The organism is Moorena sp. SIO4G3 (assembly GCF_010692305.1).
In the GTDB taxonomy this organism is placed as follows: Bacteria; Cyanobacteriota; Cyanobacteriia; order Cyanobacteriales; family Coleofasciculaceae; genus Moorena; species Moorena producens_A.
In genome coordinates, this window is the sequence record NZ_JAAHIG010000041.1 from 24,334 (window position 1) to 46,920 (window position 22,587).

At 44.2% G+C, this 22,587-nt stretch carries 19 protein-coding genes and 2 pseudogenes; 11 read left to right on the forward strand and 10 right to left on the reverse strand.

Annotated elements, in window-relative coordinates:
• Nucleotides 1-30 precede the first annotated feature (30 nt).
• The gene (locus tag F6J99_RS10585) at nt 31-828 is read left to right on the forward strand and encodes a DUF4058 family protein (protein WP_293112895.1); all 798 of its coding nucleotides are present in this window, start codon (nt 31-33) and stop codon (nt 826-828) included.
• Between the two features lie 42 nt (nt 829-870).
• Nucleotides 871-999 (forward strand): annotated as a pseudogene (locus tag F6J99_RS10590) (nicotinate-nucleotide diphosphorylase (carboxylating)); the annotation flags it as partial.
• 257 nt (nt 1,000-1,256) lie between these two features.
• Here F6J99_RS10590 and F6J99_RS10595 read toward each other — a convergent pair.
• The 4 genes from F6J99_RS10595 to F6J99_RS10610 form a co-directional block, all read right to left on the reverse strand.
• On the reverse strand, nt 1,257-2,585 hold the full coding sequence (locus tag F6J99_RS10595; protein ID WP_365973057.1) for an ABC transporter substrate-binding protein: 1,329 nt from the start codon (nt 2,583-2,585) through the stop codon (nt 1,257-1,259).
• A gap of 636 nt (nt 2,586-3,221) precedes the next feature.
• Nucleotides 3,222-4,649, reverse strand: a complete 1,428-nt coding sequence (locus F6J99_RS10600; RefSeq protein ID WP_293112897.1) for an ABC transporter substrate-binding protein — start codon at nt 4,647-4,649, stop codon at nt 3,222-3,224.
• Nucleotides 4,650-4,709: 60 nt separating this feature from the next.
• Nucleotides 4,710-6,134 carry a serine/threonine-protein kinase gene (locus tag F6J99_RS10605; protein WP_293112898.1) on the reverse strand — a complete coding sequence of 475 codons (1,425 nt, stop codon included), beginning with the start codon at nt 6,132-6,134 and terminating at the stop codon, nt 4,710-4,712.
• A gap of 474 nt (nt 6,135-6,608) precedes the next feature.
• Nucleotides 6,609-7,607: a LysR family transcriptional regulator gene (locus F6J99_RS10610; protein ID WP_070395423.1), complete on the reverse strand. Its 999-nt coding sequence runs from the start codon at nt 7,605-7,607 to the stop codon at nt 6,609-6,611.
• Nucleotides 7,608-7,698: 91 nt separating this feature from the next.
• Between F6J99_RS10610 and F6J99_RS10615 the strand changes: the two genes are divergently transcribed.
• From F6J99_RS10615 to F6J99_RS10635, 5 genes are all read left to right on the forward strand, one after another.
• Complete coding sequence (locus F6J99_RS10615) at nt 7,699-7,854, forward strand: hypothetical protein (RefSeq protein WP_293112899.1); 156 nt, start codon at nt 7,699-7,701, stop codon at nt 7,852-7,854.
• Nucleotides 7,817-8,494, forward strand: coding sequence for an NnrU family protein (locus F6J99_RS10620; RefSeq protein ID WP_293112900.1), 678 nt, complete (start codon nt 7,817-7,819; stop codon nt 8,492-8,494). The genes F6J99_RS10615 and F6J99_RS10620 overlap by 38 nt, the downstream gene beginning before the upstream one ends.
• A gap of 86 nt (nt 8,495-8,580) precedes the next feature.
• Nucleotides 8,581-9,012: a thioredoxin gene (gene trxA, locus F6J99_RS10625; RefSeq protein ID WP_070395425.1), complete on the forward strand. Its 432-nt coding sequence runs from the start codon at nt 8,581-8,583 to the stop codon at nt 9,010-9,012.
• Nucleotides 9,013-9,713: 701 nt separating this feature from the next.
• Nucleotides 9,714-11,780, forward strand: coding sequence for an NAD(P)H-quinone oxidoreductase subunit 5 (locus F6J99_RS10630; RefSeq protein ID WP_293112901.1), 2,067 nt, complete (start codon nt 9,714-9,716; stop codon nt 11,778-11,780).
• Between the two features lie 90 nt (nt 11,781-11,870).
• Nucleotides 11,871-13,454 carry an NAD(P)H-quinone oxidoreductase subunit 4 gene (locus F6J99_RS10635; protein WP_070395427.1) on the forward strand — a complete coding sequence of 528 codons (1,584 nt, stop codon included), beginning with the start codon at nt 11,871-11,873 and terminating at the stop codon, nt 13,452-13,454.
• A 286-nt stretch (nt 13,455-13,740) separates the two neighbouring features.
• Here F6J99_RS10635 and F6J99_RS10640 read toward each other — a convergent pair whose 3' ends face one another.
• From F6J99_RS10640 to F6J99_RS10650, 3 genes are read right to left on the reverse strand one after another with little or no spacing between them, the layout of a single operon-like run.
• The gene (locus F6J99_RS10640; protein WP_293112902.1) at nt 13,741-14,490 is read right to left on the reverse strand and encodes a Uma2 family endonuclease; all 750 of its coding nucleotides are present in this window, start codon (nt 14,488-14,490) and stop codon (nt 13,741-13,743) included.
• 3 nt (nt 14,491-14,493) lie between these two features.
• Nucleotides 14,494-14,685 (reverse strand): hypothetical protein, encoded by a 192-nt coding sequence (locus F6J99_RS10645; protein WP_293112903.1) that lies wholly within the window; start codon nt 14,683-14,685, stop codon nt 14,494-14,496.
• Between the two features lies 1 nt (nt 14,686).
• Entirely contained in the window at nt 14,687-15,556 is an 870-nt protein-coding gene (locus F6J99_RS10650) for a Uma2 family endonuclease (protein WP_293112904.1), read from the reverse strand.
• Between the two features lie 421 nt (nt 15,557-15,977).
• Here F6J99_RS10650 and F6J99_RS10655 point away from each other — a divergent pair, with 421 nt between their 5' ends.
• The 3 genes from F6J99_RS10655 to F6J99_RS10665 all read left to right on the forward strand — a co-directional run bounded on the left by F6J99_RS10655 (nt 15,978) and on the right by F6J99_RS10665 (nt 18,893).
• Nucleotides 15,978-17,156: an agmatine deiminase family protein gene (locus F6J99_RS10655; protein WP_293112905.1), complete on the forward strand. Its 1,179-nt coding sequence runs from the start codon at nt 15,978-15,980 to the stop codon at nt 17,154-17,156.
• Between the two features lie 290 nt (nt 17,157-17,446).
• The gene (locus F6J99_RS10660; protein ID WP_293112906.1) at nt 17,447-17,938 is read left to right on the forward strand and encodes a TerB family tellurite resistance protein; all 492 of its coding nucleotides are present in this window, start codon (nt 17,447-17,449) and stop codon (nt 17,936-17,938) included.
• A gap of 82 nt (nt 17,939-18,020) precedes the next feature.
• Nucleotides 18,021-18,893, forward strand: coding sequence for a tRNA-dependent cyclodipeptide synthase (locus F6J99_RS10665; RefSeq protein ID WP_293112907.1), 873 nt, complete (start codon nt 18,021-18,023; stop codon nt 18,891-18,893).
• A gap of 378 nt (nt 18,894-19,271) precedes the next feature.
• Here the strand turns inward: F6J99_RS10665 and F6J99_RS10670 are convergent, their stop codons facing one another.
• From F6J99_RS10670 to F6J99_RS10680, 3 genes are all read right to left on the reverse strand, one after another.
• Complete coding sequence (locus tag F6J99_RS10670) at nt 19,272-20,183, reverse strand: Uma2 family endonuclease (protein ID WP_293112908.1); 912 nt, start codon at nt 20,181-20,183, stop codon at nt 19,272-19,274.
• 105 nt (nt 20,184-20,288) lie between these two features.
• Entirely contained in the window at nt 20,289-21,818 is a 1,530-nt protein-coding gene (locus F6J99_RS10675) for a reverse transcriptase domain-containing protein (RefSeq protein ID WP_293112909.1), read from the reverse strand.
• A gap of 142 nt (nt 21,819-21,960) precedes the next feature.
• Nucleotides 21,961-22,182 carry a hypothetical protein gene (locus F6J99_RS10680; RefSeq protein ID WP_293112910.1) on the reverse strand — a complete coding sequence of 74 codons (222 nt, stop codon included), beginning with the start codon at nt 22,180-22,182 and terminating at the stop codon, nt 21,961-21,963.
• Nucleotides 22,183-22,365: 183 nt separating this feature from the next.
• Here F6J99_RS10680 and F6J99_RS10685 point away from each other — a divergent pair.
• A pseudogene (locus tag F6J99_RS10685) lies at nt 22,366-22,587 on the forward strand (hypothetical protein); the annotation flags it as partial.

The following is a 22,587-nucleotide window of genomic DNA, read 5'->3' on the forward strand; positions in this document are numbered from 1 at the left end:
GTTGCCCCGTCAGTTTAAGTATAAATCACCATGCCTTCACCATTCCCTGGAATGAATCCCTATTTAGAAGATTCAGCCTATTGGTCAAGCGTACATCATTGGCTAATTACGGAAATTGCTCGCTTATTAAACCAACAGTTAGCCCCTAAATATGTAGTTGCAGTAGAAGTGCGAATCTACGAAACTAGTGGAGAAAAGTCCACGCTTATTGGTATTCCTGATAATGCCATTGCTAAAAGCTCTGAAAATACTATCAGATATCCCGAGTCTAATGTAGCTGTTGCAGTCCCTGCTACCGAACCTTTAACGATAGAACTTGCTCTCACAGAAACTATTAAGCAAGGATATTTAGAAGTTAGGAGAGTTGGGACAGGAAAAGTTGTTACGGCTATTGAAATTATTTATCCTATCAATAAAAATGTAGGAGAAGGTCGGAAAAAATATGAAAACCAACGTCAACTTATTTTAAATAGTAAAACAAATTTTGTAGAAATAGATTTACTACGTCAAGGTAATTCACTGATTAATTTAAATCAGAATATCGAGCGTGACTATCACATTTTAGTTAGTCCTAGTAATCAACGCCCTCAAGCCTATCTATATGCTTTTAACCTTCAAGATGTGATTCCTGTTTTTCCTTTACCTTTATCTCCAGAAGATCCAGAAATGCTTCTAGATTTACAAATGATTTTACATCAAGTTTATGACCAAGGACGCTATGATTTAATGATTGACTACAAACAAAAAATTATTCCTGCTTTATCAAAAACTGATGGAAGTTGGGTAGAAAATATTTTAAAAAACAAGAATGAAGAAAAAAAACCTTAAATTAAATGATTTATTAGATAACTTGAGATAATAACTCGTTAAACTCAAGTGGGAGGAGCCATTAACCATCCCATGGGCTTGGATGATGGGGTGATGATTAAGGATAATCATATTCAAGCGGCTGGGGGAATTGGGGAAGCGATCGCTCGAATTCGTAAGACTATTCCCTTTTACCGAATCCTTACAAATCCGATCTGACATATAGTATCTAGTTTAAATGTAAACATAGAATTGATGGCAACAGGCAGCAGGCAACAGGCAACAGAATTCTTGGGAATTTGTAGCAAATAGTTATAGCAAATAGTTAACTATTTCAGATAATACCAATTTTAAAAAATATTGCTACATATTAATAATCTCCCCATTTCCCCATCTCCCCATCTCCCCATCATCATCGCTACCAGGCATAAATAAAATTGGTATAAGGGTTAAGGAATTGGCACAAATTCATACTCCAAGCTAGGACTATTACTTGGTTCAATTGTCACCAAATTGACCGGTTGATAGCGATCGCCTGATGGAAAAAAACGAATCGGAGCAGCAGCACCTGTAGCAAAAAAGTTCGGTGCTGAAAGTTCCTGTTGAACTCCGGTGCGAGTAGGATTACGTCTAATCGCCGCACTTAGGGCTTGCACAGCATCATAAGCCATGGCTGTGCGCCAGTTAACATCGATACCCCAAAGCTGATCAGCGGTTTTGGGAAATTCTGATCGAGGGTTGGCTAGGGGATGCCAGGGTAATGCTATTACCATCCCTTCAGCATCTTTACCTGCTACTGTCAATGTCTTAGTACTGTAAACTTGATTTCCCGCCAAAATCACTAATTGTTGACCCAAACTATTGCGGTGTTTGCTATTGAGTTGAACCACATTTAGTACCTGATCAAGGCTGCTAGAATCAGCACCTAACATCAGAACTTGAGCACCACGATTAATCGCTTGTTTAAAGCTTTTAGCAGCACTAAAATTTTTCTCAGACACGTCAAACTCACTAACTACTCGTCCTCCTTCCAAGAAGACAGCGGTTACAAACTCTGACTTAAGAGACTGACTAGACTCACTTTGAGAATTGTATAAAACAGCAACATTATACTGCTTGAGGTCTTGCAGCATGTGTTTAGCTAATGCTCTAGCTGCCAGGAGATCATTCGGTACACTACGAAAAACAAAGTCGCTAATTCCTGATAGGTTTACTGAAGTGCTAATGGGAGAAATTGTTACTAATTTACCGGATTCATAGCTATCTGCTGTAGCTTGGGTCACCTTGCTGTTGAAATTACCAACAACTGCCAAAATCTCTGGCTTACTCACCAACTTTAATGCTAATTTTTTGGCCACCTCTGGATTATTATCATCATTAGCGATCAGTACTTTGAGAGGAATACCTTTAATTCCACCAGCTTGATTGATTTCCTGTTGGGCTTGAGCCACACCCCGAAGTATATCTTTGGCAGTATTTACGTCATCACTAATGGACACAACAGCAGCAATGGTGTAAGAGGGTTTGTCCCCAATACGAGCGTTATTAACGTAGATGAGAGCTTCTGGATCATCACGGTGGAGGTCTAAGGATTCCGTGAATTTAACAACTGCCTGGTCGTAGTTACCAGCAGTAACCGCTTCTACTCCTAGCTGTTTTTCCAGTGTTGTTGAATCAGAAAATAAAATATGGTCTCCTTCACTAAGGTAATTTGGTATGGTTGTTTGATCTGAAGACGTATTGTTCGATACCAGGATAGATAAGGGAGATGTGGTCACTTTAAACCACCACAGACACCCTGATACCAAAGCTAAGGAGATCATCAATGATAGCCCAAGAAGCTTAGTTTCGTTGTTCTGATACATACGCTAGTGCTAATTTTTATACAGCCAAACCCTGTTGATTACCCGTAATAATATTTAATACTAATTTGATACTAATTTGTTTTGTAATCTTTCAAGGTAATTTATGAGTGGAATGGTTGACGGTTAACGGTTGACGGTTGAGGGTCAACGAAAAACCATCAACGGCGCTTGAAATAGTGACCCTGTAGAATAACTGAATACAACTAAATACAACTAGTTAACAAAAGCCCTTGTTGGATACTCCTGGTTAAATAAATAACTTATGGAAATAACTTATGGAAATAACTTATGGTACAAGATTTTACCACTGATTAGGTGACAAAATGGCAAAAATATTGATCAGTCCTGAGTTCTTAGTCCTGATTCCTTAATCCTTAGTTGTTAGTCAACTCGACTGTTGGCATTGCTGAATAGGGTTTGGGTACTCAAATCGAGTTAGGTCAGTTACCGATTACCGATTACCGATTACCGATTACCGATTACTGATTACCGATTACCCTCAATCATTCCAGAATTGGGCAACGCTCTTATTTCTATGTTGCCCCGTTTCTACTTGCTAGGAATCGGCACAAAGTCATAACCAAAGCTGGAACGATTACCTGGTTCAATCTTGACAAGCTGGACAGCCTGGTTGCGATCGCCTGATGGTAAAAACCGAATTTTGCTGGATACTCCTTGGGGCTGAAAACCTGATCCGGATAGGGCGTTTTGCACACCGGAACGGCTTGGCTGCTGTTTGAGGGCTGCAATTAAAGCTTGAGTAGCATCGTAAGTTAAGGCAGTGCGCCAGTTCACATCTGCACCCCATAATTTAGTGGCGGCTTGGGGAAAGGGGGAATTTGGAGCGCCCAAAATATGCCAGGGGACTGCCAACACCATACGACGCGCATCCTTACCACCGATTTGCAAGGTCTTGGGTTTGTAAAGACTATCCCCCGCTAGCATCGGTAGACGTCCATCATTGACCTGTACTACTAGTAACGCTTGGTTAAGGGTGGCGGAATTGGGGGCTAAGATCAACACTTCTGCACCTTTCTCGATCGCCTGTTTGACATCAACACCAGCATTAAAGTTAGGTTTAGCAAAGTCAAACTCTGCCACTACCTCGCCACCATCAGCAAACAGGGCAGTGGTAAATGCATCAGCAAGAGATTGGCTGTAGTTGCTCTGGGAATTAAAAAAGACAGCTGCTTTGCGTACATTTAATTGATTGAGCATGTAGCGAGACAGGGCGCTACCAAAAAAGCGATCGCTAGGAATAGTCCGAAAGACATAATTACCCAGTCTTGAAATAGTTACTGAGGTACTAGTTGGAGAAATCACCACCAACTGATTCTCTTGATAAACCTCTGCGGCTGCTAGGGTGACCTCACTGCTAAAATGACCAATAACCCCCAAAACATCTGGATTATCCACAAAAGCCTTAGCTATTTTTTTAGCAACCTTGGTATCATTGTCATCATTAGCAATCAGCACCTTTAAGGGTACATTATTAATACCACCGGTAGCATTGATTTCCTGTTGGGCTTGGGCAACACCCCGTAACATTTCTTTGGCTGCATTTACCTCTACACCAATAGGTATTGAGATGGCAATTGTATAAGACTTAGATGTACCGATCCGAGCATTATTGAGGTAAATCAAAGCTTCTGGATCATTTTTCTTAGCTTTAAGGGATGCCTCCAGTAAAGAAGCCGCTTTACCATAATTCCCAGAAGCAAATGCTTTGACTGCTGCCTTTTTTGCTGGTGTTACCTCTGTTGATATTAAGGTCCTATCTCCGGCACTAAGGTGCTCTGCTATGATTATCTGAGGCTTAATGTTTGTAGTTTTTGGAGTTACCTTAGCCCTAGGTTCATCTAGCTCAGTAAATGGTAGTGTGATTATCTGACTTTTCTGAAGCCACCATAACCCTCCCAACACCATAGCTACCGTAATCACCATGGATAGCAAAAGAACACTCGTTTCGTTTTTCATCGGACATAAGTTCCGTTGTCAGTTACCCGCCATCATTCCATTAATCAGCAACGCCCTGCCCTATAGTCTTCGAGATAACAGTTGATATACCAGCCGGAAAAGTGCCGTCACAGCGATCGCTGCTGCTGCAGCTAGAACTGATATTATGATAACTAACTGGATTGACTGCTGGACTCGCAACACCGGGAAAAGTATCAACAGTCCCAAGCTGATGCCTCCAATAATCACTAGGTCAATTTTTTCAATAAACCTGCGATATTGAGCATAAATTAGCCCTCCCAAACTCATTCCCCATAGAAGCATACCGAGTGGGTTGGAAGAGACCAGCTTAGCAAAAGCTGTTGCAGCAATGAATAATAAAGCTCCCTCAAATCCAGTAAAAGCAGCCGCCCCTAGTACCTCAAGTAGAGAAAAGTTTGCTCTGACCGGTGTGGATAGGGGTGAGTAGGATTGTGGTCGCCTGGTTTGGGGCTCGGAGGGTGGGGATACTGGTAAAACTGATCCATGACGGGGTTGAGGGGTTGTCTGAGCAATGTTTAAACTATTTATGGCATCAAGAACCTCCTGAGCAGACTGAAAGCGTTGATGGGGCATTGGCATAAGTAGTCGATTGAAAATACTCTCAAGTTCATTGCTGATTTGGATATAACTTCTCCAGTTCCATTCATGGGTAACAGGTTCATAGAGTTCATTGGGTTCTCTGCCAGTCATCAAAACCATCACAGTCACTGCCAGAGCATACAAATCCGTTGAAGGGTAAATTTGAGAACCGGTCATTTGCTCCGGTGGTGCAAATCCGATGGAATAAATACCAGTAGACCTCGCCGCTGTTGATCCTGGGTTGACCTGTTGCTTCACTGCACCAAAGTCTAATAGATACAGAAGCCCATTGCGATCGCGCATAATGTTGGAAGGCTTGATATCGCGATGAATGGAGCCATTATCATGGACAAATTGGAGGACTTTGAGAATTTCTGTTAACACTTCTATGGCTTTTGCTTCAGAGAATGCTCCTAAGCTGTTGAGTTCTTCCTCCAAGTTTTGTCCATCAATATATTCCTGTACCAGATAGAAAAACTGGTCTTGTTTACCCGGTTTCAGACTCGGCACCGTCAACGGAAAGTAGGCATACAAATCGGGGATTTGGGGGTGACGCCTGCCCAATTTCTCTAAAACCGTTGCCTCCCGCTCAAACAATCTGTGGGCAGTTTGTAGTTCCCTCTGGCTAATTCTCCCAGACGGTTGGAACTGCTTAACGACACATTGACGCAAGGTAGGGGTATAGCGATCGCGTGCTAGAAATGCCGCTCCAAATCCTCCTTTGCGCAGCAGCTGGGAGGGAATGTAGCGACTTGCTACAATCAGGGGCATACCACAGCTATTACAATACCTTTGCTCTGTGGTGGTTAGAGTGGTTCTGTTATCTAGATCATCAAAGTAATTATGGGGATTTGGGCAGCCAGGACGGGTGCAAAAAATTTCCATGTTTTAGAGGATCACTACGAAAGACAAGGCGCTACCAGGCATCTAATTGATACTCTACTAGAGTCTATTTATCTCCCTCAATCAAGGGTTAGGCATTTGTACATTAGTTCTAGATAAACCTATATCTATATCCAAATGCTAATGTTCATTCCTTGCTACCGCTTCGCGCTTCGCTCAGGTATCAGAGGTTGGACGTCAGCTGACAAGCTCTAGCAAGTCACTGGTTGTTGTGTTTATTTTAGTCGTTAGATATTATTAAACTCACGCCATTTTGAATAAGCCCCTGGAATTTTCTGCATTACTGATCAGATCTTCGTCGTGGGCAGCGGAATAAATCTCGTCACTTGTTTTCAACCCTGTCTTGATGCAGTCGCTCATGGGGGTTTCCCCCAAGACCGTAATGGTGCTTTTTCCGTAGGCGAATTAAATTCGCCACGGGTCGCACCTCTGCATCGCTTTCAACCCCCAGCTTATCTAGTGGGGGCTATCCACTTCACGATTTTTGGGATTAGTTACCATCCCTGATAGTGCCAAGGATTGCCCGTGCCATGCTACTGAGCCAAACAAGGGCAAAATCTGCCTACAGAAGGCTTCTGTTGCTTTGGAAAGGTAACGATTGGGGTTAATCACCAAAGACAATACCCGTTTAACCACTACTCCCTCTATTTTTGCCCTGTGTAGCACGCCCATTTGTAATTCTTTTTCAATAGCTGTAATCGATACAAAGGCAGCTCCTAGTCCTGACTGTACTGCATTCTTAATCGCTTCAATGGAGTTAAGTTCCATCTCCACCTTAAACCGTTTAGCATCAATGCCACTGCGACCTAATACCTGGTCAATTACCTTACGGATGGTGGATTGGGAGTCCAAGGCAATGAACTGTAACTTATACAGGTCTTCTTTTTGGATCTTCTCCAAATTAGCCATGGGATGAAATGCAGGCAAGATTAGTACTAGCTCATCTTCAGCATAAGGACTAATGGTCAAGGTTTCCTGAAGTTCTGGGGGAACTTCACCACCAATAATGGCCAAATCCACTAGTCCATTGGCTACACCCCAGGAAGTGCGGCGAGTGGAGTGAACCTGTAATTGTACTGTCACCTCAGGATAGCGTTGTCGGAACATGCCCAGCATCCGAGGTAGTAGATAGGTGCCGGTAGTTTGAGATGCACCAATAATTAAGGTCCCACCTTGGAGACTTTGTAAGTCGTCAATGGCTCGGCAGGTTTCCTGGCATAGAGCCAGAATTTTTTCCCCATAGTCCAACAGCAGGTGTCCAGCTTCGGTCAGTTGGGCACGGCGTCCACCCCTGTCAAATAACGGCACCTCTAACTGTCGCTCTAAATTTTGCACTTGCAGGCTGATAGCAGGTTGGCTTACGTATAGACTATCAGCAGCACGCTTGAAACTCCCCTCAGTAGCGATCGCTTTGAGTATACGGAGTTGATCGAGAGAAAAAGGTAGGTCAGACATAGGGCTAAACCATTAACAGAAAGGAGCGAGCTGAAATCGACACTAACATAACCAGGACTCAAGTTCCTGCTCCGTCTTGATGCAGTCGCTCATGGGGGGGACCCCCAAGACCGCGCTGCATCGCTTTTTTGCTATAATAGAGCGTTATTTCTCATCTATCACCCTTGCCTATGGTATTTCCAAATTGGCTGAGTGTCAGCCACTTTGTCATGTTTGGGTTGCTATTGACTTTTGCGATCGCTCATAGTGGTTTAGCCGCCCTGCGTTCTAAGGGTGAACAAATAATTGGTCCAAGGCTTTATCGTATTGTCTTTGCTTTAGTGAGTCTTCCGCTAGCAGTTGTATTAATTATTTACTTTTTGAACCATCGCTATGATGGTCTACAGTTGTGGCTTCTTCAGGACATGCCAGGGATGAAGCCATTAGTATGGGGGCTTTCAGGGATTTCGTTCTTGTTTCTTTATCCAGCTACGTTTAATTTATTGGAAATTGCTGCGATTCAAAAGCCCCAAGTCCATCTATATGAGTCTGGTATTATGCGGGTTACCAGGCATCCCCAAATGGTAGGACAAGTAATATGGTGTATTGCCCATACCCTCTGGATTGGTAGCACCTTTACCCTATTGACCTCCGTGGGATTAATTCTCCACCATCTTTTCGCTGTCTGGCATGGAGACCGCCGGTTGTTGGCACGGCATGGAGAAGGCTTTTGTGCACTCAAAGCTCGCACATCCGTAATCCCTTTTTTAGCAATTATCCAGGGACGTCAATTCCTGAGATGGCAGGAGTTTGTTCGTCCGGCATACTTAGGAGTCATCGGTTTTACTGGGCTGTTGTGGTGGGTACATCCCCTCATGATTACAGCTGTAGCCCAAGTAAATTGGTAATTAGGACATTTCTGTTGCTCAGATGATCCCGATTCGATGTAGCATGATCCCAAACAAATGTAAAAACCCTTATATTTCAAAAAATCATGGTATTGTCTGTTGATGAACGGACGTTTTCAAAAACAGTTTTAGACTCTTCTGAGCCAGTTATCGTTGATTTCTGGGCTCCCTGGTGTGGAGTGTGCCGGTTTGTTCACCCCATACTTGAGGAATTCCAAACTCACCGAAGCAATTATGTCAAGGTTGTCAGAGTAAACGCCGATAACAATCTCAAGCTTGCCAATACCTATCGACTCAAGACCCTACCGACCTTGCTGTTCTTTGAGCAAGGTCAGTTGGTCTCACGAATAGAAGGTTTCCAAGGTCGGGATGAGCTGCTCAGGGAAATTGCCAGGCTGCTCAAATCACACTGCCAATACCCAGATTTGACCAAGGAGTTGGATAAAAGGCAGCGCCAAGGTTTGAAAGCTTTTTCGGCCAATATCTCCTCAAGAGAAGTTCTAGGTATTAGGTATTAGGTATTAGGTCTTAGCTACAAGATGGTAATGGTACATAACGAAAGCTGTTGACACCCGACCTGCGATTTGCAGGCGCTAGCCAACGCTCGTCAGAACACCCTTAGCCATTCAACCTAAAAGCCTAAAACCTTCACTTAAACTAATTAGCTAATTAGCGACTCTTAACCTAATTAGCCATTGAATTGGTCATCGGTAACCAGGTTGTGGGTTTACCATTTCCCATGACCAATTTCCCTTTCCCATGACCAATTACCAATTACTAATTGGTTTCTGACTCTTGTGCCTGAACTGTCCCTGTGAATTGATAAAAGTTATATTATACCACTTTCATGGCTAGGAATTGGCAAAGTATCCGTGCCAAAAAGATAAATTTTTGTTAATTAAATTTTCTTATTATTTTCATCAAATATTGGGATTATCTGATGATTACTCGTTTTGATGAGATATTTTGTAATGAAGATTACTAAAAAGGTTAAGATTTGTATCAGATATGAGACCTTAGTGGCCTATTCACCGGATGGCGGCTGTTGGTAGTAGTCACCGCAAACCAATGCCAACCGTGAGTCCATGGTCTAGGCTGCTATAGTGCAGTTGAGATTAAAGGGTCTGGCCTTCTACAGACAAACAAAAAGAAAAACTTTAGACATCAGCGGTTAACAGTTTGCCAAAATAGTAACGAAATCTGAAGTAGGCTGTCTTCAATGGAACCGCTTTATCAATATGCCTGGCTAATCCCAGTGTTTCCCTTGGCAGGGGCAATGCTGGTTGGTCTGGGACTAATTTCCTTCAATAGAGCAACGAACCGTCTGCGGCAGCTGTTAGCTGTATTTATTGTCTCCTGGTTGGGGGCGTCGATGGTGTTCTCCTTTGCTATACTCTGGAGTCAATTTCATGGTCATGAACCCTATCAACGCACCCTGGAGTGGGCTGCTGCTGGCAATTTTCACCTAATGATGGGCTATACCATCGATCACTTAACCGCACTGATGCTGGTAGTGGTGACCACCGTAGCTTTTCTGGTCATGATTTATACCGATGGCTACATGGCTCATGACCCCGGTTATGTGCGCTTCTATGCTTATTTAAGCTTGTTTAGTTCCTCTATGCTCGGTTTGGTGGTTTCTGCCAACCTGTTGCAAGTTTATATTTTCTGGGAACTGGTGGGAATGTGTTCCTACCTGCTAATTGGATTCTGGTATGACCGTAAGGCAGCAGCAGATGCTTGTCAAAAAGCTTTCGTGACTAACCGTGTCGGAGACTTTGGTCTGCTGTTAGGCATGTTGGGACTCTACTGGGCAACTGGCACCTTCGACTTTGATGTCATGGGAGCCAATCTGGAAACCTTTGTGGAATCCGGTTACCTGGGTGCAGGCATGGCAGCTGTGTTCGCTGTCTTAGTGTTTCTCGGTCCGGTGGCTAAATCCGCCCAATTTCCCCTCCACGTTTGGCTTCCCGATGCTATGGAAGGCCCAACCCCGATCTCTGCCCTAATTCACGCCGCAACCATGGTAGCTGCTGGGGTATTTTTGATTGCCAGGATGTACCCCGTGTTTGAAGGGATTCCAGTCGCCATGACTGTGATTGCCTGGACGGGAGCATTTACCGCTTTCTTAGGGGCAACCATTGCTATTACTCAAAATGATATTAAGAAAGGGTTAGCCTATTCAACTATGTCTCAATTGGGTTATATGGTAATGGCAATGGGCATTGGAGCCTATGGTGCTGGCCTATTTCACCTGATGACCCACGCTTATTTCAAAGCCATGCTGTTCCTCTGCTCTGGGTCAGTAATTCACGGTATGGAAGCTGTGGTTGGCCATGACCCGATTTTGGCTCAGGATATGCGGTTAATGGGAGGCTTGCGTAAGTTTATGCCCATTACCTCCCTGACATTCCTAATTGGAACCTTGGCAATTTGTGGAATTCCACCCTTCGCAGGGTTCTGGTCAAAAGATGAAATCTTAGGCAGTACTTTTGAGGTAAGTCCAATACTTTGGGGAATTGGCTGGCTGACCGCTGGAATGACTGCTTTCTATATGTTCCGGATGTATTTCTCCACCTTTGAAGGGGAATTTCGGGGCAATGAGATGGAAATTCGTCATCAACTCAAAGAAGCTGCTGGTGTAGCTGTACCTGCTTTTGGTCCTGGTGCTATGGATGTACGGGAACTTGAGGCTCAGGCTGACGATGATCACCACGACCACCACCACAGTGAGTTTCCCCATGAGTCACCCTTAACGATGACTCTACCGTTGTTAGTGTTAGCCGTGCCATCGGTACTGATTGGTTTGGTGGGAACTCCTTTTAACAACTACTTTGAGGAATTTATCCACCCAGCCAGTGAAACCATAGCCGAAGTCGTGGCAGAAGCAGAAGCCTTTGACTGGTCAGAATTTCTGATTATGGGCGGCAGTTCCGTGGGAATCGGTCTGATTGGGATTTCCGTTGCGGTACTGATGTACTTACAGGGCAAGATTGACCCCAATGCGATCGCAAAAAAAATCCAGCCCCTATATCAGCTGTCTCTCAATAAGTGGTACTTCGATGAAATTTATGACCGGCTGTTTGTTCAGGGAAGCCGTCGATTAGCACGGCAAGTTATGGAGGTTGACTACCGTATCGTTGATGGTGTAGTCAACCTGACTGGCTTTTTTACCCTGCTCAGTGGTGAAGCACTGAAATACGTAGAAAACGGTCGTGCCCAATTCTATGCTCTAATTGTCTTCCTCGCAGTACTGGGTTTAGTAATTGTCTCAGGTGTGAGCTGACCGGTTTTGTTAATTGTTAATTGTCCATTAACAATTAACAATTAACAATTTGCAATTTTATTTTGACCAATGGTGACTGACTAGTTGACTATGACAGATTTCCCCTGGCTAACAATAATTATTCTGTTTCCGATTGCAGCATCGCTTCTCCTTCCGTTTCTGCCAGAAAAAAATGGGACTTGGGAACGTTGGTACTCTTTAATTATCGGGCTAATTGATTTTGCCCTAATTGTCTATGCTTTTGTGACCCAGTACGACCTGAGCAACCCAGAACTGCAACTGGTCGAAAAATACAGCTGGGTGCCTCAAATGGACTTGAATTGGTCAGTAGGTGTAGATGGCTTATCCATGCCTCTCGTTTTACTGACTGGCTTTATTACTACCCTAGCGATGCTGGCAGCTTGGCCGGTAACCTTCAAGCCTAAGCTATTTTACTTCCTGATGTTGGCAATGTACGGTGGTCAGATTGCTGTATTTGCTGTTCAGGATATGCTGTTGTTCTTCTTAGTATGGGAACTGGAGTTAATTCCGGTTTACATGCTACTCTCAATCTGGGGGGGCAAAAAGCGTCTCTATGCAGCTACCAAGTTTATCCTCTACACCGCAGGGGGTTCCCTGTTTATCTTGCTAGCTGCCTTAGGCATGGCATTCTATGGAGATACCGTAACCTTTGATATGCGATCGCTAGCCCTCAAAGATTACGCCCTCAATTTCCAGCTACTGCTTTACGGAGGCTTCCTGATTGCTTACGGGGTCAAGCTACCCATCTTCCCTCTACATACCTGGTTGCCAGATGCCCACGGGGAAGCTACAGCCCCGGTACACATGCTCTTGGCTGGCATTCTGCTGAAAATGGGGGGATATGCCCTAATCCGTATGAATGCTGGGATGCTACCCGATGCCCATGCTGTGTTTGCTCCCGTATTGATAATTTTAGGGATTGTCAATATTGTCTACGCTGCCCTTACCTCCTTTGCCCAGCGTAATCTCAAGCGTAAGATTGCTTACTCATCCATTTCCCATATGGGATTTGTGTTAATTGGTATTGCTTCCTTTACCGACTTAGGCATGAGTGGGGCAGTGATGCAAATGATTTCCCACGGTTTAATCGGTGCCAGCCTATTCTTCTTAGTAGGAGCTACCTATGACCGTACCCATACCTTGATGCTCGATGAGATGGGGGGTGTTGGTAAGAGAATGGGCAAAATGTTTGCCATGTGGACAACCTGTTCCATGGCATCCTTAGCATTACCCGGAATGAGTGGGTTTGTGGCAGAAGTGATGGTGTTTGTTGGTTTTGCCACCAGTGATGCTTACGGTTCCTTTTTCAAGGTATTAGTGATCGTCCTGGCAGCTGTCGGGGTTATCTTAACACCAGTTTACCTGCTCTCCATGCTGCGGGAGATTTTATATGGTCCGGAAAACAAGGAATTAGTCGCCCACGAAGCCTTGATTGATGCGGAACCGAGGGAAGTGTTTATTATTGCCTGTCTGTTAGTACCAATTATCGGCATTGGTTTGTATCCGAAAATTGTGACTCAGATCTATGACGCTACCACCGTCCAGCTAATCGGACGACTCCGCAACTCTGTACCAAGCTTGGTTAACGAAGCACCAGTGGCACTAGAAAATGCTCCAATAGTGTCTGTTGCTCCATCCATTGGTCCTCGTTAGGGATTGATCTGGTTTACCGTTGACTAGTGCTTAGTAGGGTGGGCAAAAACAGTTCTATTGTTTTGAGTATTCGAGACTAGATAAGTTTGCCCACCCTACTAGCGATCCAGCGCGGTCTTGGGGGTTTCCCCCATGAGCGACTGCATCAAGAAGTGATTAACAAATTAGCAGCGTTTAATGTAGGGGTAGTATGAACCAACCCCTACATTTTTTTGTTGCCAAAGCCCCCAAAAAGCTACCTTACAGAAGCTATTGCTAGCGATCGCTTATCCAAAACTGACCTTAGTTAGTGTTGCACTCTTTGATTAACCTCGTCTACTGATATACTCAAAGCTTCAGCTATCTGTTCCACACTCACCCCTAATCCTAATAAATGGGAAATAGCTTTCTGTAGTGCTTGTTCAGTTTTCTGTAGTGCTTGTTCAGCTTCCTGATAAGCCATGTCCAGTTCTTGAAAATTTAATAGCTTTTTACCTAACTTTGGATCGAAAAACTCTAATTTTCCCTGATTCACTTGAAGTTCTAGACCTAAGACTTCACTGTAAATCGAGAAATCTTCATCTCCTAAAGGTTTGCTAGCTATAGGCTCATAGTTTCCCTCCACCAGACGTAATCCTTTCAGGGGTGGTTGGAGATAATCTTCCACAGGGTCATACTGCATGTATTCTAATACTCCCATATCTTGGTATGTTTGGCGATTAAACCTTTGATCAGTTCCCTTAGTACTTATTGAAGTTACTTCTAAGATCCAACTGGGATAATTTCCGCCTTCTTCCCAAACTTTGTAGTGTTTTCGTAGTTTATTTTCTACTCCGAAAATTACAAATACATCAGGCTCAATTACCGCATCATATATGCCTTCTAGGTAGTAAATCGATAAGTTACCGGAAACATAAACATCGTCTCGATTTTTGAAATAGTTTTTCAAGGCTTCTACGCCATAAATGATATAATCTCGGTTAGGGTCACTTTCTGCCATTGGTGTACCATTAGTATTGCGGTAGAAAAATTTAGGTTTTAATTGCTCATTAGTCATTGGTCATTCAGCAAGGGAGTAGGGAGCAGGGAATAGCCAGTAGGGTGTGTTAGGGACGCGGGAGCCATTATGGTATTGGTAGCCAGTGTGAGGACAATCCGTCCCGTAACGCACCATGTGGTCAAAGGGCAAAAATGAGATCCACCCAGGGCATAGGGAATAGGGAACAGGGAATAGGTAAGGGGGAATAACCAATTTAAATGTGACGCTTAACCTCTGCCACTGATAAATTTAGTGCTTCAGCTATCTGTTCAACAGTCAAGCCTAAGCTTAATAACTGGGAAATAGCATTCTGTAGCCCTTCTTCCGCTCGTTGTCGGGCTTGAGCTTCGGCAGCTCGCTCTAACTCGGCTTGTTGTCGGGCTTGAGCTTCGGCAGCTCGCTCTAACTCGGCTTGTTGTCGGGCTTGAGCTTCGGCAGTTTGCTCTAACTTTGCTCGTTGATAAGCTATCTCCAGTTCTTTAAAATTTAATAGCTTTTTCCCCAGCTTCGGATCAAAAAATTCTAGTTTTACCTGATGCACTTGCAGCTCTAGACCTAACACTTCACTATCAATAGAAAAATCTCCATCCCCTAAAGACTTGCTGGGGATAGGTTGATACTTTCCCTTCACCAAACGTAATCCCTTAAGTGGCGGGTTAAGATAATCCCCGGTAGGATCATACTGAAAGTATTCTAATACTCCCATTGTTTGGTATAGTTGGCGTTTTGTGGTTTGATCACTATTCCGGCTGCTTTTTGAGGTTATTTCTAATACCCAACTGGGCAATTTTCCTCCTTCTTCCCAAGCCTTGTAGCTTCTTCGCTGTTTGTTTTCCACGCCAAAAACCACAAATACATCGGGAGAGACTAACTGATCGGGTTCTCCTTTCTGGTAGTAAATAAATAAGTTACCGGAAACATAAACATCTTTCCGATTTTTGAAATAACTTTTTAAGGCTTCTACCCCATAAATTAGATAATCCCGAGTAGGATCACTTTCTGTCATAGGCTTACCATCACTATCGGGGTAGAAAATTTCGGTTTTGAGTTCGTCAGTTATTTTAGTAATAGGTACTTTAGTCATAAGTCAAAATGCAAAAGTCAAAAGGCAATAGGCAAAAGGCAATAGGCAATAGGCAATAGGCAAGCTAGCTATCGATGACTTTACAACCCAGATACAAACGCTATATATTAGTTAGCATTTTCTTTATGGGTAAGAAGGGTAATGGTGAAAACACTTTCCCCATTACCCAAAGGTGTAATTGCAATCACACCGCATTACAGAATCTCTAATTACCTTAATTTGACCATCAGTAGAAAAAACAGATCACCTGTCACTGGACATTTGAGCCACTCTATGATATTGCTGCTAGCATTAACCATCGAAAAGTGTGTTAAGTGTCGGAAGGGTCGGAAGTGTTGGAAGCATGGCAGCATTCCTACTCCCTACTCCCTGCTCCCTACTCTCTACCGAATTTAGAACTGCTATAGAATAGATACACGCTATGTTGAATCGTCGAAGGTTACTAAAGTTAAGTGTTCTTTCAGCTGCTAGTGCCTTGGGTTGGTCAGCAGTTTGCTCAAGGGTGAGAACTGAGGTTAGTAGTAGTAAAATGCCGGACTATAGCAGCACTGCAGTGAGGTTATTACAAGAGACAACACCCCTTGAGGATGGCTTTTTCTTTCCAGCGGAATGGCAGCCCCATGAATTCACGATCATGGTGTTTCCTCCAGCTCAGAATTGGAAAGGGTATGGTCTGAAGAAGGCAAGGCGGGAATGGGCAGCAGTGGCGAATGCTGTCAATGAGTTTGAACCCGTTTCGATGGTTGTTCATCCTCAAGACAAAGGTGTGGCTAAAGGCTTGTTGAGTTCAGATATCGAACTAATTGAGTTTCCGGTAAACGATGGCTGGGCAAGGGATTCCGGTCCAATGTTTTTGGTGAACAGCAAGGGTTCACGTCGGGTAGCTGGGTTTACGTTCAACGGTTGGGGTGGTAAGTTTCCCCCCTATCACGACGATGCTTTACTTAAGGCGCGATTGTCTGACTATCTTGATACTACCATGTACTCATCCTCTCTAGTTTTGGAGGGTGGTGGTGTGACATTAGATGGTGAAGGTACTATTATCACCACTGAGGAATGTTTACTTAACCCCAATCGCAACCCCACCATGAGTAAGTCTCAAGTTGAGAGATTGTTGAAGCACTATCTCGGGGCTGAAACCGTGGTTTGGCTAGGTCGTGGTATCGTACCTGATCCCGTCACAGATGGACATGTGGATGGGATTTGCGCATTTGCAGCACCTGGATTGGTCTTACTCCATAGCACTGATGATGCTAATGATCCAAATTACAAGATTTGTGGGGATGCTAAGCATCGATTACAACAAAGTACTGATGCTCGCGGACGTAAGTTTGAAATTGTTGAGATTCCTCTTGGCTTAGATATTGCTCACATGAATTTTTACATTGCTAATAATGCTGTGATCGTTCCAGTTGCTGGTGACTCCAGCCAAGATGATGCTCCCCTTGCTATTCTGCGTGAGGTTTTCCCTGGGCGGAGGGTTGTTGGCGTCGATAGTTTAATACTAGCTGAAGGTGGAGGAGGAGTTCATTGTATTACCCAACAGGTACCTGTTGCTAATGGGGTAAGCCGTCAGTCATCAGCAGTCAGCAATCAGTAAATTTGGCGGGAGGAAACAGGCAAGATGCCTGTTCCACCAAGATGCCCGTTTTACACAAATAAATATTTAAGCAAAATTTAACAAATAGTCTGTGATTTTATGACAGTATTATCTTCATAAATTGTAGATAATTTTCTTGATAATCTGCGCAAACTACAGGTTATTAACCTCAACGTATTGAGTTTTATAACCTTGACAAACAAGGAGGTTTAACCCATGATACTATCAATTTCTCTTGTGGTAGAATAAACTTGCTAAAAACACCTAGATAAAAAACATAGAGCAAAACTATGACAAGTGGAAAAAGTCTCCAGCCGACCCCATATGGTAAGAAGAGATATAACGTCACTAAACCAATTGATTTTGAGGTGGCACTCAATTACAGCCGTGTATTAATGGCGATTGCTGGAGCGGATGGCGAACTGGCAGAAGGAGAATTACAGTGGTATATTGACGAACAGGACATTTTCATAGAATCTGAAGAAAAAAAAGAATACATTGAAACGATCCGCAAATTGGATTGGAAAAATGCTAACCTTGAGGAGCTATTGAGTAAGCTCAAGTATGACTTTCCGCTGAATTTTTACCGAACCCTGTTGTACCAAGCGATCAAAATGTGTCGAGGGGATGGTAATTACCATGAAAAAGAAAAAGCAACTGTGGCTAAAGCGGCGGAAATTTTAGGAATTGAACGCAGCATCGTTGTTAGCCTGGAGTCCCTGGCAGAATTGGAAGATTCAGCTGAACGATTGCGCCTTGCCTTATTTGAAACGGACGTTTAATTCGGCTGTCAGCTGTCAGCTGTCAGCTGACAACTTACCAGATTGCCGCCAAAAACATCTAAAATCAAAAACATCTAAAATAATGAGTAGCCACAGGGACGAAGAAACGATCATTGAAAATTATGACTGGAATCAGCTTTCCCTGGAACAGTTGAAGCTGCTCCAGTCTAAAATAAGCCAAGCGATAAATCTTAAGATACGCGACTTAAAGTTGACCCAATCTACTGCCAATCTGAGCAAAGTTCATCGGTACAAGGCAAGTTTATCCAAGGTCTATCCCGCTCGCTTACGTAGCTCCCTGTCTGATTATCAAAAGTGTGTTTTCATCACTAGTCTGGGAAGCAAAAACTTTGTCGATAGTAAGCGACTCGAAGCCTCCATCAAATGGATTAGCGAACACTTCAAAGCTTGCGTAGTAGTAGTTGGCGATAGTTATTATCGACTGACAATCGGGGTTAGACAGGGACTTAAAGGGGATGAAGCTTGGCTGGAGGCAATTCGCACTGGAGAGACCTTTATTAATGAAAACCGTTTCTTGTTCCAGCAATACTCTGGAAGTTGTCAATTCCAGTTCCAGATGGCTTCGCAAATAGAGAAGCAATCAGAATTTGAGATGTATTACAAAGACCTTCAGTGTCTTTATCAAAAGGATGAATCTTTTCAAAGGATGGTCAATTCCTTTGCCCAGACCTATCTCAATCGGGGAGAACAGGCAGAAGAAGAGCAAGTAGAAGAGCTTCTCCAAAGGCAAAAGCACCTGGCGATCACTTACCTGCTGGAAGAGTCAGCTGTGTTTACCTGCCTTGGTAAAGAAGGATGGCCAGTTTTTGTTTATCCTGGGTCAATCAAAACTTTTGAAGAAATTGCAGAAGGGTTACACCCAGAGGTTCCTTTACCTCTCAAGCAAATGATCTGGGTCAGCCTGCGTCTTGACAAGAAGGCTACTGCTGGATAAAACATCTAAGGGTTTTGAGGTCAGGGGTGGTTGTAGATCAGGGAATCGGGAATCGGGAATCGGGAATCGGGAATCGGGAATCGGGAATCGGGAATCGGGAACAGGTAAAAAATCCTGTGTACCTCATAGGTATGGAAAACGCTATAAGACAACAGCAGGTATTTGAAATTATGTAATCTGGATTTAACCCAATCGTGTTCACAACGGTTTTCCGAATTTTCGCCATGCACTGCGTTTAAGGAATTATCGTCAGTATCAGTAGCACTGAAAAAGATTGCCAATTTATCAGTATTGTCCCCAATTATCCGAACATAATCTCACCCACCACCAGCGGGTCAAACAGCTTAAATGACATACACCCACCAACTCAGACAGGGGTTAAATTTCATCGGGATTAATACCCATCTGTCGTAACCGTTCTGCTAATTGTTCAGCTCGTTGTTGAGCCAGTTCAGCTCGTTGGTGTTCAAGTTCAGCTCGTTGTTGAGCCAGTTCCTTCTGTTGGTGTTCCTGTTCAGCTCGTTGTTGAGCCAGTTCCTTCTGTTGACGTTCCTGTTCGGTTCGTTGTTGAGCCAGTTCCTTCTGTTGACGTTCCTGTTCAGCTCGAAGACGTTCAAGTTCAGCGTCAGTGGGAATCCAATTCCCCTGTTGATCATACCAACGTAGCCACAACCGATTCAATCCCCGATATTCCCCAAGCCATAGTCCTAAACCCAATTGCAACTCAGGGATCCAAAATTGGGAATTGTCTATGGTTTGGGGTTGATAGCTGCCGCCATCTAACTTAAAAAGTTGTAATTCGTTACTGACTCGGTCAAAGGTAACATAGTAGGGAATCGCTAAAATTTGCTCGTACACTTCCCATTTCGTTGGTGGTTCTCCTGTTCGTTCACTGTAACCAAGGTCTTGATCTCTGGTGCTGGCAGAGAGCAACTCTATGGCCACAATTGGTCTGACCTCTTCTTGCCAGATCACATAACTCATTCTGAGCTCTCGTCCCTGGTAGAATCGGGAAATCCCTACTACAGCAAACCAATCCGGTCGTTTGTACCAAGGGGTATGGTTTGGGTCATAATATAAATTTAAGTCACTGGCGACAAACACCCTTTCGCTTTCATAATTGGGAGGGCGAAATGTCTCAGTACACAGTTGTGGCTGCCAAAGATGAAATTCGTCAGGCAAACCCGGCTCCTCGGGGTCTTCACTGGGTAAATCATACATGGTTGGCAGGGTTTCTTTGGCCGGATGAGGGAGAATAACCTGCTCAAATAAGGGTTTGGCAACAGACATGAGATTACCTCAATTTTTGTCCGACTCAGTTAGAGTCGATGCGGGCGATTAAGCCCGGCACCTCTCCTTCAAAACCGGACGTGAGACTTTCACCTCATCCGGCTCCTAGATATCCTCTCCTTTCGGAGTGCTCCAGTGTAATTGCTGGTGGCAGCTCTGGTGAACTGCTAGTAAGTTCTTTTTAGACCAGTTGTCGTGGTTTCCATCGACGTGGTGGAGGTGTACATACTCATCTTCCATGAACTTCAGCCCGCAATGACCGCAGGAATGGTTTTGTCGTTTCAATGCATCAGATGTAGCACCGGAGTAAAGGCGAGAATTCCTTTTGCTCCAGTACACTAAGTCTCCGTCATACGGGGACTTAGTCCCTTTTACGTTTACGTGTTGATTTTGCTTGTATCCTACTTTTGGAAATGCCTTCCTACAGAGTTCATTTGCCTGGTACCGGTTCACTTTCTTTTCCTTGCGGAATTTGCGGTTAGCGGTTTTGGCCATGAACCAGAGGCTGTCCCTGCTGCTACTCATATCACAGCTTGCATGATAGTTGCGCCATCCGCGAACTATGGGTGCTAACTTTTGTGCTTTTACTTTGGCACCATAATTCGAGTTGTTGACTATGGCTTTAATCTTCTGACGAATTGTTCTATGGTTTTCCTCTGAGGGAATGCATGAGAATTTTCCATCTTTTCTAACCCGGAATTTCCAGCCTAGGAAGTTAAATCCATTTGTCGCTTTAGTTAGTTTGGTTTTTTCTTCACTGATTTCCATTCCTCGTTCTGCCAAGAAGACCTTGACTTTATTGAGGATAACGTTTGCGTCATCCTGGGGCTTGAGAATAAATACCATGTCGTCTGCATATCGCAGACTTGTGTGAATATCCTCTATGCCATTTAAGGCCACGTTTGCTAATAGGGGACTTACCACACCCCCTTGAGGGGTACCTTGGTCGGGAAACTCTATTGAGGTTCCTGCTTTTAGACATCTGAACACTCCTTGCCTAATGGCGTGTGGTGCTATGAGTCTTTCCATGATACTGGTATGGTTGATGCGGTCGAAGCATTTCTTGATGTCTAGTTCTATGATTCTTTTGTTCATGTGATTCTTGTTCTTACCCCATCTTCCGGAGCTATCCTTTAGATGTACGAACAGTCTCTTCTGAACGTCCTGGGCGCATCGTCCCGTTCTGAATCCGTAGCTGTCTGCACTGAACGTTGCCTCATGAGCTGGTTCGAGTGCAAATTTTACTAGACATTGCCATGCTCTGTCGGCGATGGTTGGTATCTTTAGCATCCTAGTCTTACCATTCTTTTTCAAGATGGGGACTTCACGCAGTCCATTATGGTGCCAGTCGCAGCCATATTGGTTCAATGCTTCTACCAGTTCCATGCGTTCTCTGTAGTTGAGGGATGACTTCCCATCTACTCCAGCCGTCTTTTTACCCTTGTTTAGTTGTGTGACTTGGCGTACCGCCAGTATCTGTGCTGCACGTGACTTCAGAATCAGTTTCTGTATTGACCTGGCTTTCTTAAGGTCTCCAACTCGAACCGCTTTGAACACTCGCTTTTGCAGGCGGAAGAGATTCCGTCGGAGTTTTTTCCAATTTTCCTTCTTCCAAGATTCACTATGGCTTGCCATGTGTCTAATCGTGCTCTCCTAGAGTTTGTGTTTTCTGAATACCCGTGGGCAGTTGTAAACCCACATCCTACCCGACAGTGGGGATTAGGTTTGACATAACTTACCGTAGGTTCGACCGGCCTACAGACCCATGCTGTCGTTTTTACTTGTTCCATCCATCAGATTGTTGTGATGATTTAGGGCAGTCCACTTTGCCTATTCCCTCCTCGGAGGTTACAGCTATCAAATCAAAAACGCTGTGAGGATAATCGGGAATCGATTCTCGCATGTGCTGGTCAGATTGCGGATCAATTCTTAGACACTTTTTCAGGACTTTCGCTTCTGTTACCCATGTCATCTCCCCGTTAGCGCCAGTGTCCCACATCTGATTTAGGTCTGATTGCGCCCTGGTGCCAGCTTCACTCTGCTAGGATGTCGCCTTGCTCGGTGTGGCCAAGGTAGGGAGTCACCTGTCTCCGCAGGGGGTCGGGTTTGCACCGCCATCCAGATGAATAGTTGTAACTTCGGGGCTATTCCCGCGAGTTACCTGAGTTATACCCCTCTCTCAATGAGAGGCTCCTACTCAGAACAAGCCGCACTGATTTTGATTTTAGCAACTGTCGGACTTATCGGGAGTGTGGGGAGATGGGGAGATGGGGAGATGGGGAGATGGGGAGATGGGGAGATTTTGGAGATCTTGACTACTGTTCCCGATTCCCGATTCCCGACTCCCGATTCCCGACTCCCGACTCCCTACTCCCTACTCCCTACTCCCTACTCCCTACTCCCT

Bases quoted from the DNA above. Each gene is read 5' to 3' on its own strand.
- F6J99_RS10585 (WP_293112895.1), top strand. From the start codon at position 31: ATGCCTTCACCATTCCCTGGAATGAATCCCTATTTAGAAGATTCAGCC.
- F6J99_RS10600 (WP_293112897.1), bottom strand. From the start codon at position 4,649: ATGAAAAACGAAACGAGTGTTCTTTTGCTATCCATGGTGATTACGGTA.
- F6J99_RS10605 (WP_293112898.1), bottom strand. From the start codon at position 6,134: ATGGAAATTTTTTGCACCCGTCCTGGCTGCCCAAATCCCCATAATTAC.
- F6J99_RS10610 (WP_070395423.1), bottom strand. From the start codon at position 7,607: ATGTCTGACCTACCTTTTTCTCTCGATCAACTCCGTATACTCAAAGCG.
- F6J99_RS10615 (WP_293112899.1), top strand. From the start codon at position 7,699: ATGGGGGGGACCCCCAAGACCGCGCTGCATCGCTTTTTTGCTATAATA.
- F6J99_RS10620 (WP_293112900.1), top strand. From the start codon at position 7,817: ATGTTTGGGTTGCTATTGACTTTTGCGATCGCTCATAGTGGTTTAGCC.
- trxA (WP_070395425.1), top strand. From the start codon at position 8,581: ATGGTATTGTCTGTTGATGAACGGACGTTTTCAAAAACAGTTTTAGAC.
- F6J99_RS10630 (WP_293112901.1), top strand. From the start codon at position 9,714: ATGGAACCGCTTTATCAATATGCCTGGCTAATCCCAGTGTTTCCCTTG.
- F6J99_RS10635 (WP_070395427.1), top strand. From the start codon at position 11,871: ATGACAGATTTCCCCTGGCTAACAATAATTATTCTGTTTCCGATTGCA.
- F6J99_RS10640 (WP_293112902.1), bottom strand. From the start codon at position 14,490: ATGACTAATGAGCAATTAAAACCTAAATTTTTCTACCGCAATACTAAT.
- F6J99_RS10650 (WP_293112904.1), bottom strand. From the start codon at position 15,556: ATGACTAAAGTACCTATTACTAAAATAACTGACGAACTCAAAACCGAA.
- F6J99_RS10655 (WP_293112905.1), top strand. From the start codon at position 15,978: ATGTTGAATCGTCGAAGGTTACTAAAGTTAAGTGTTCTTTCAGCTGCT.
- F6J99_RS10660 (WP_293112906.1), top strand. From the start codon at position 17,447: ATGACAAGTGGAAAAAGTCTCCAGCCGACCCCATATGGTAAGAAGAGA.
- F6J99_RS10665 (WP_293112907.1), top strand. From the start codon at position 18,021: ATGAGTAGCCACAGGGACGAAGAAACGATCATTGAAAATTATGACTGG.
- F6J99_RS10670 (WP_293112908.1), bottom strand. From the start codon at position 20,183: ATGTCTGTTGCCAAACCCTTATTTGAGCAGGTTATTCTCCCTCATCCG.
- F6J99_RS10675 (WP_293112909.1), bottom strand. From the start codon at position 21,818: ATGGCAAGCCATAGTGAATCTTGGAAGAAGGAAAATTGGAAAAAACTC.
- F6J99_RS10680 (WP_293112910.1), bottom strand. From the start codon at position 22,182: ATGTGGGACACTGGCGCTAACGGGGAGATGACATGGGTAACAGAAGCG.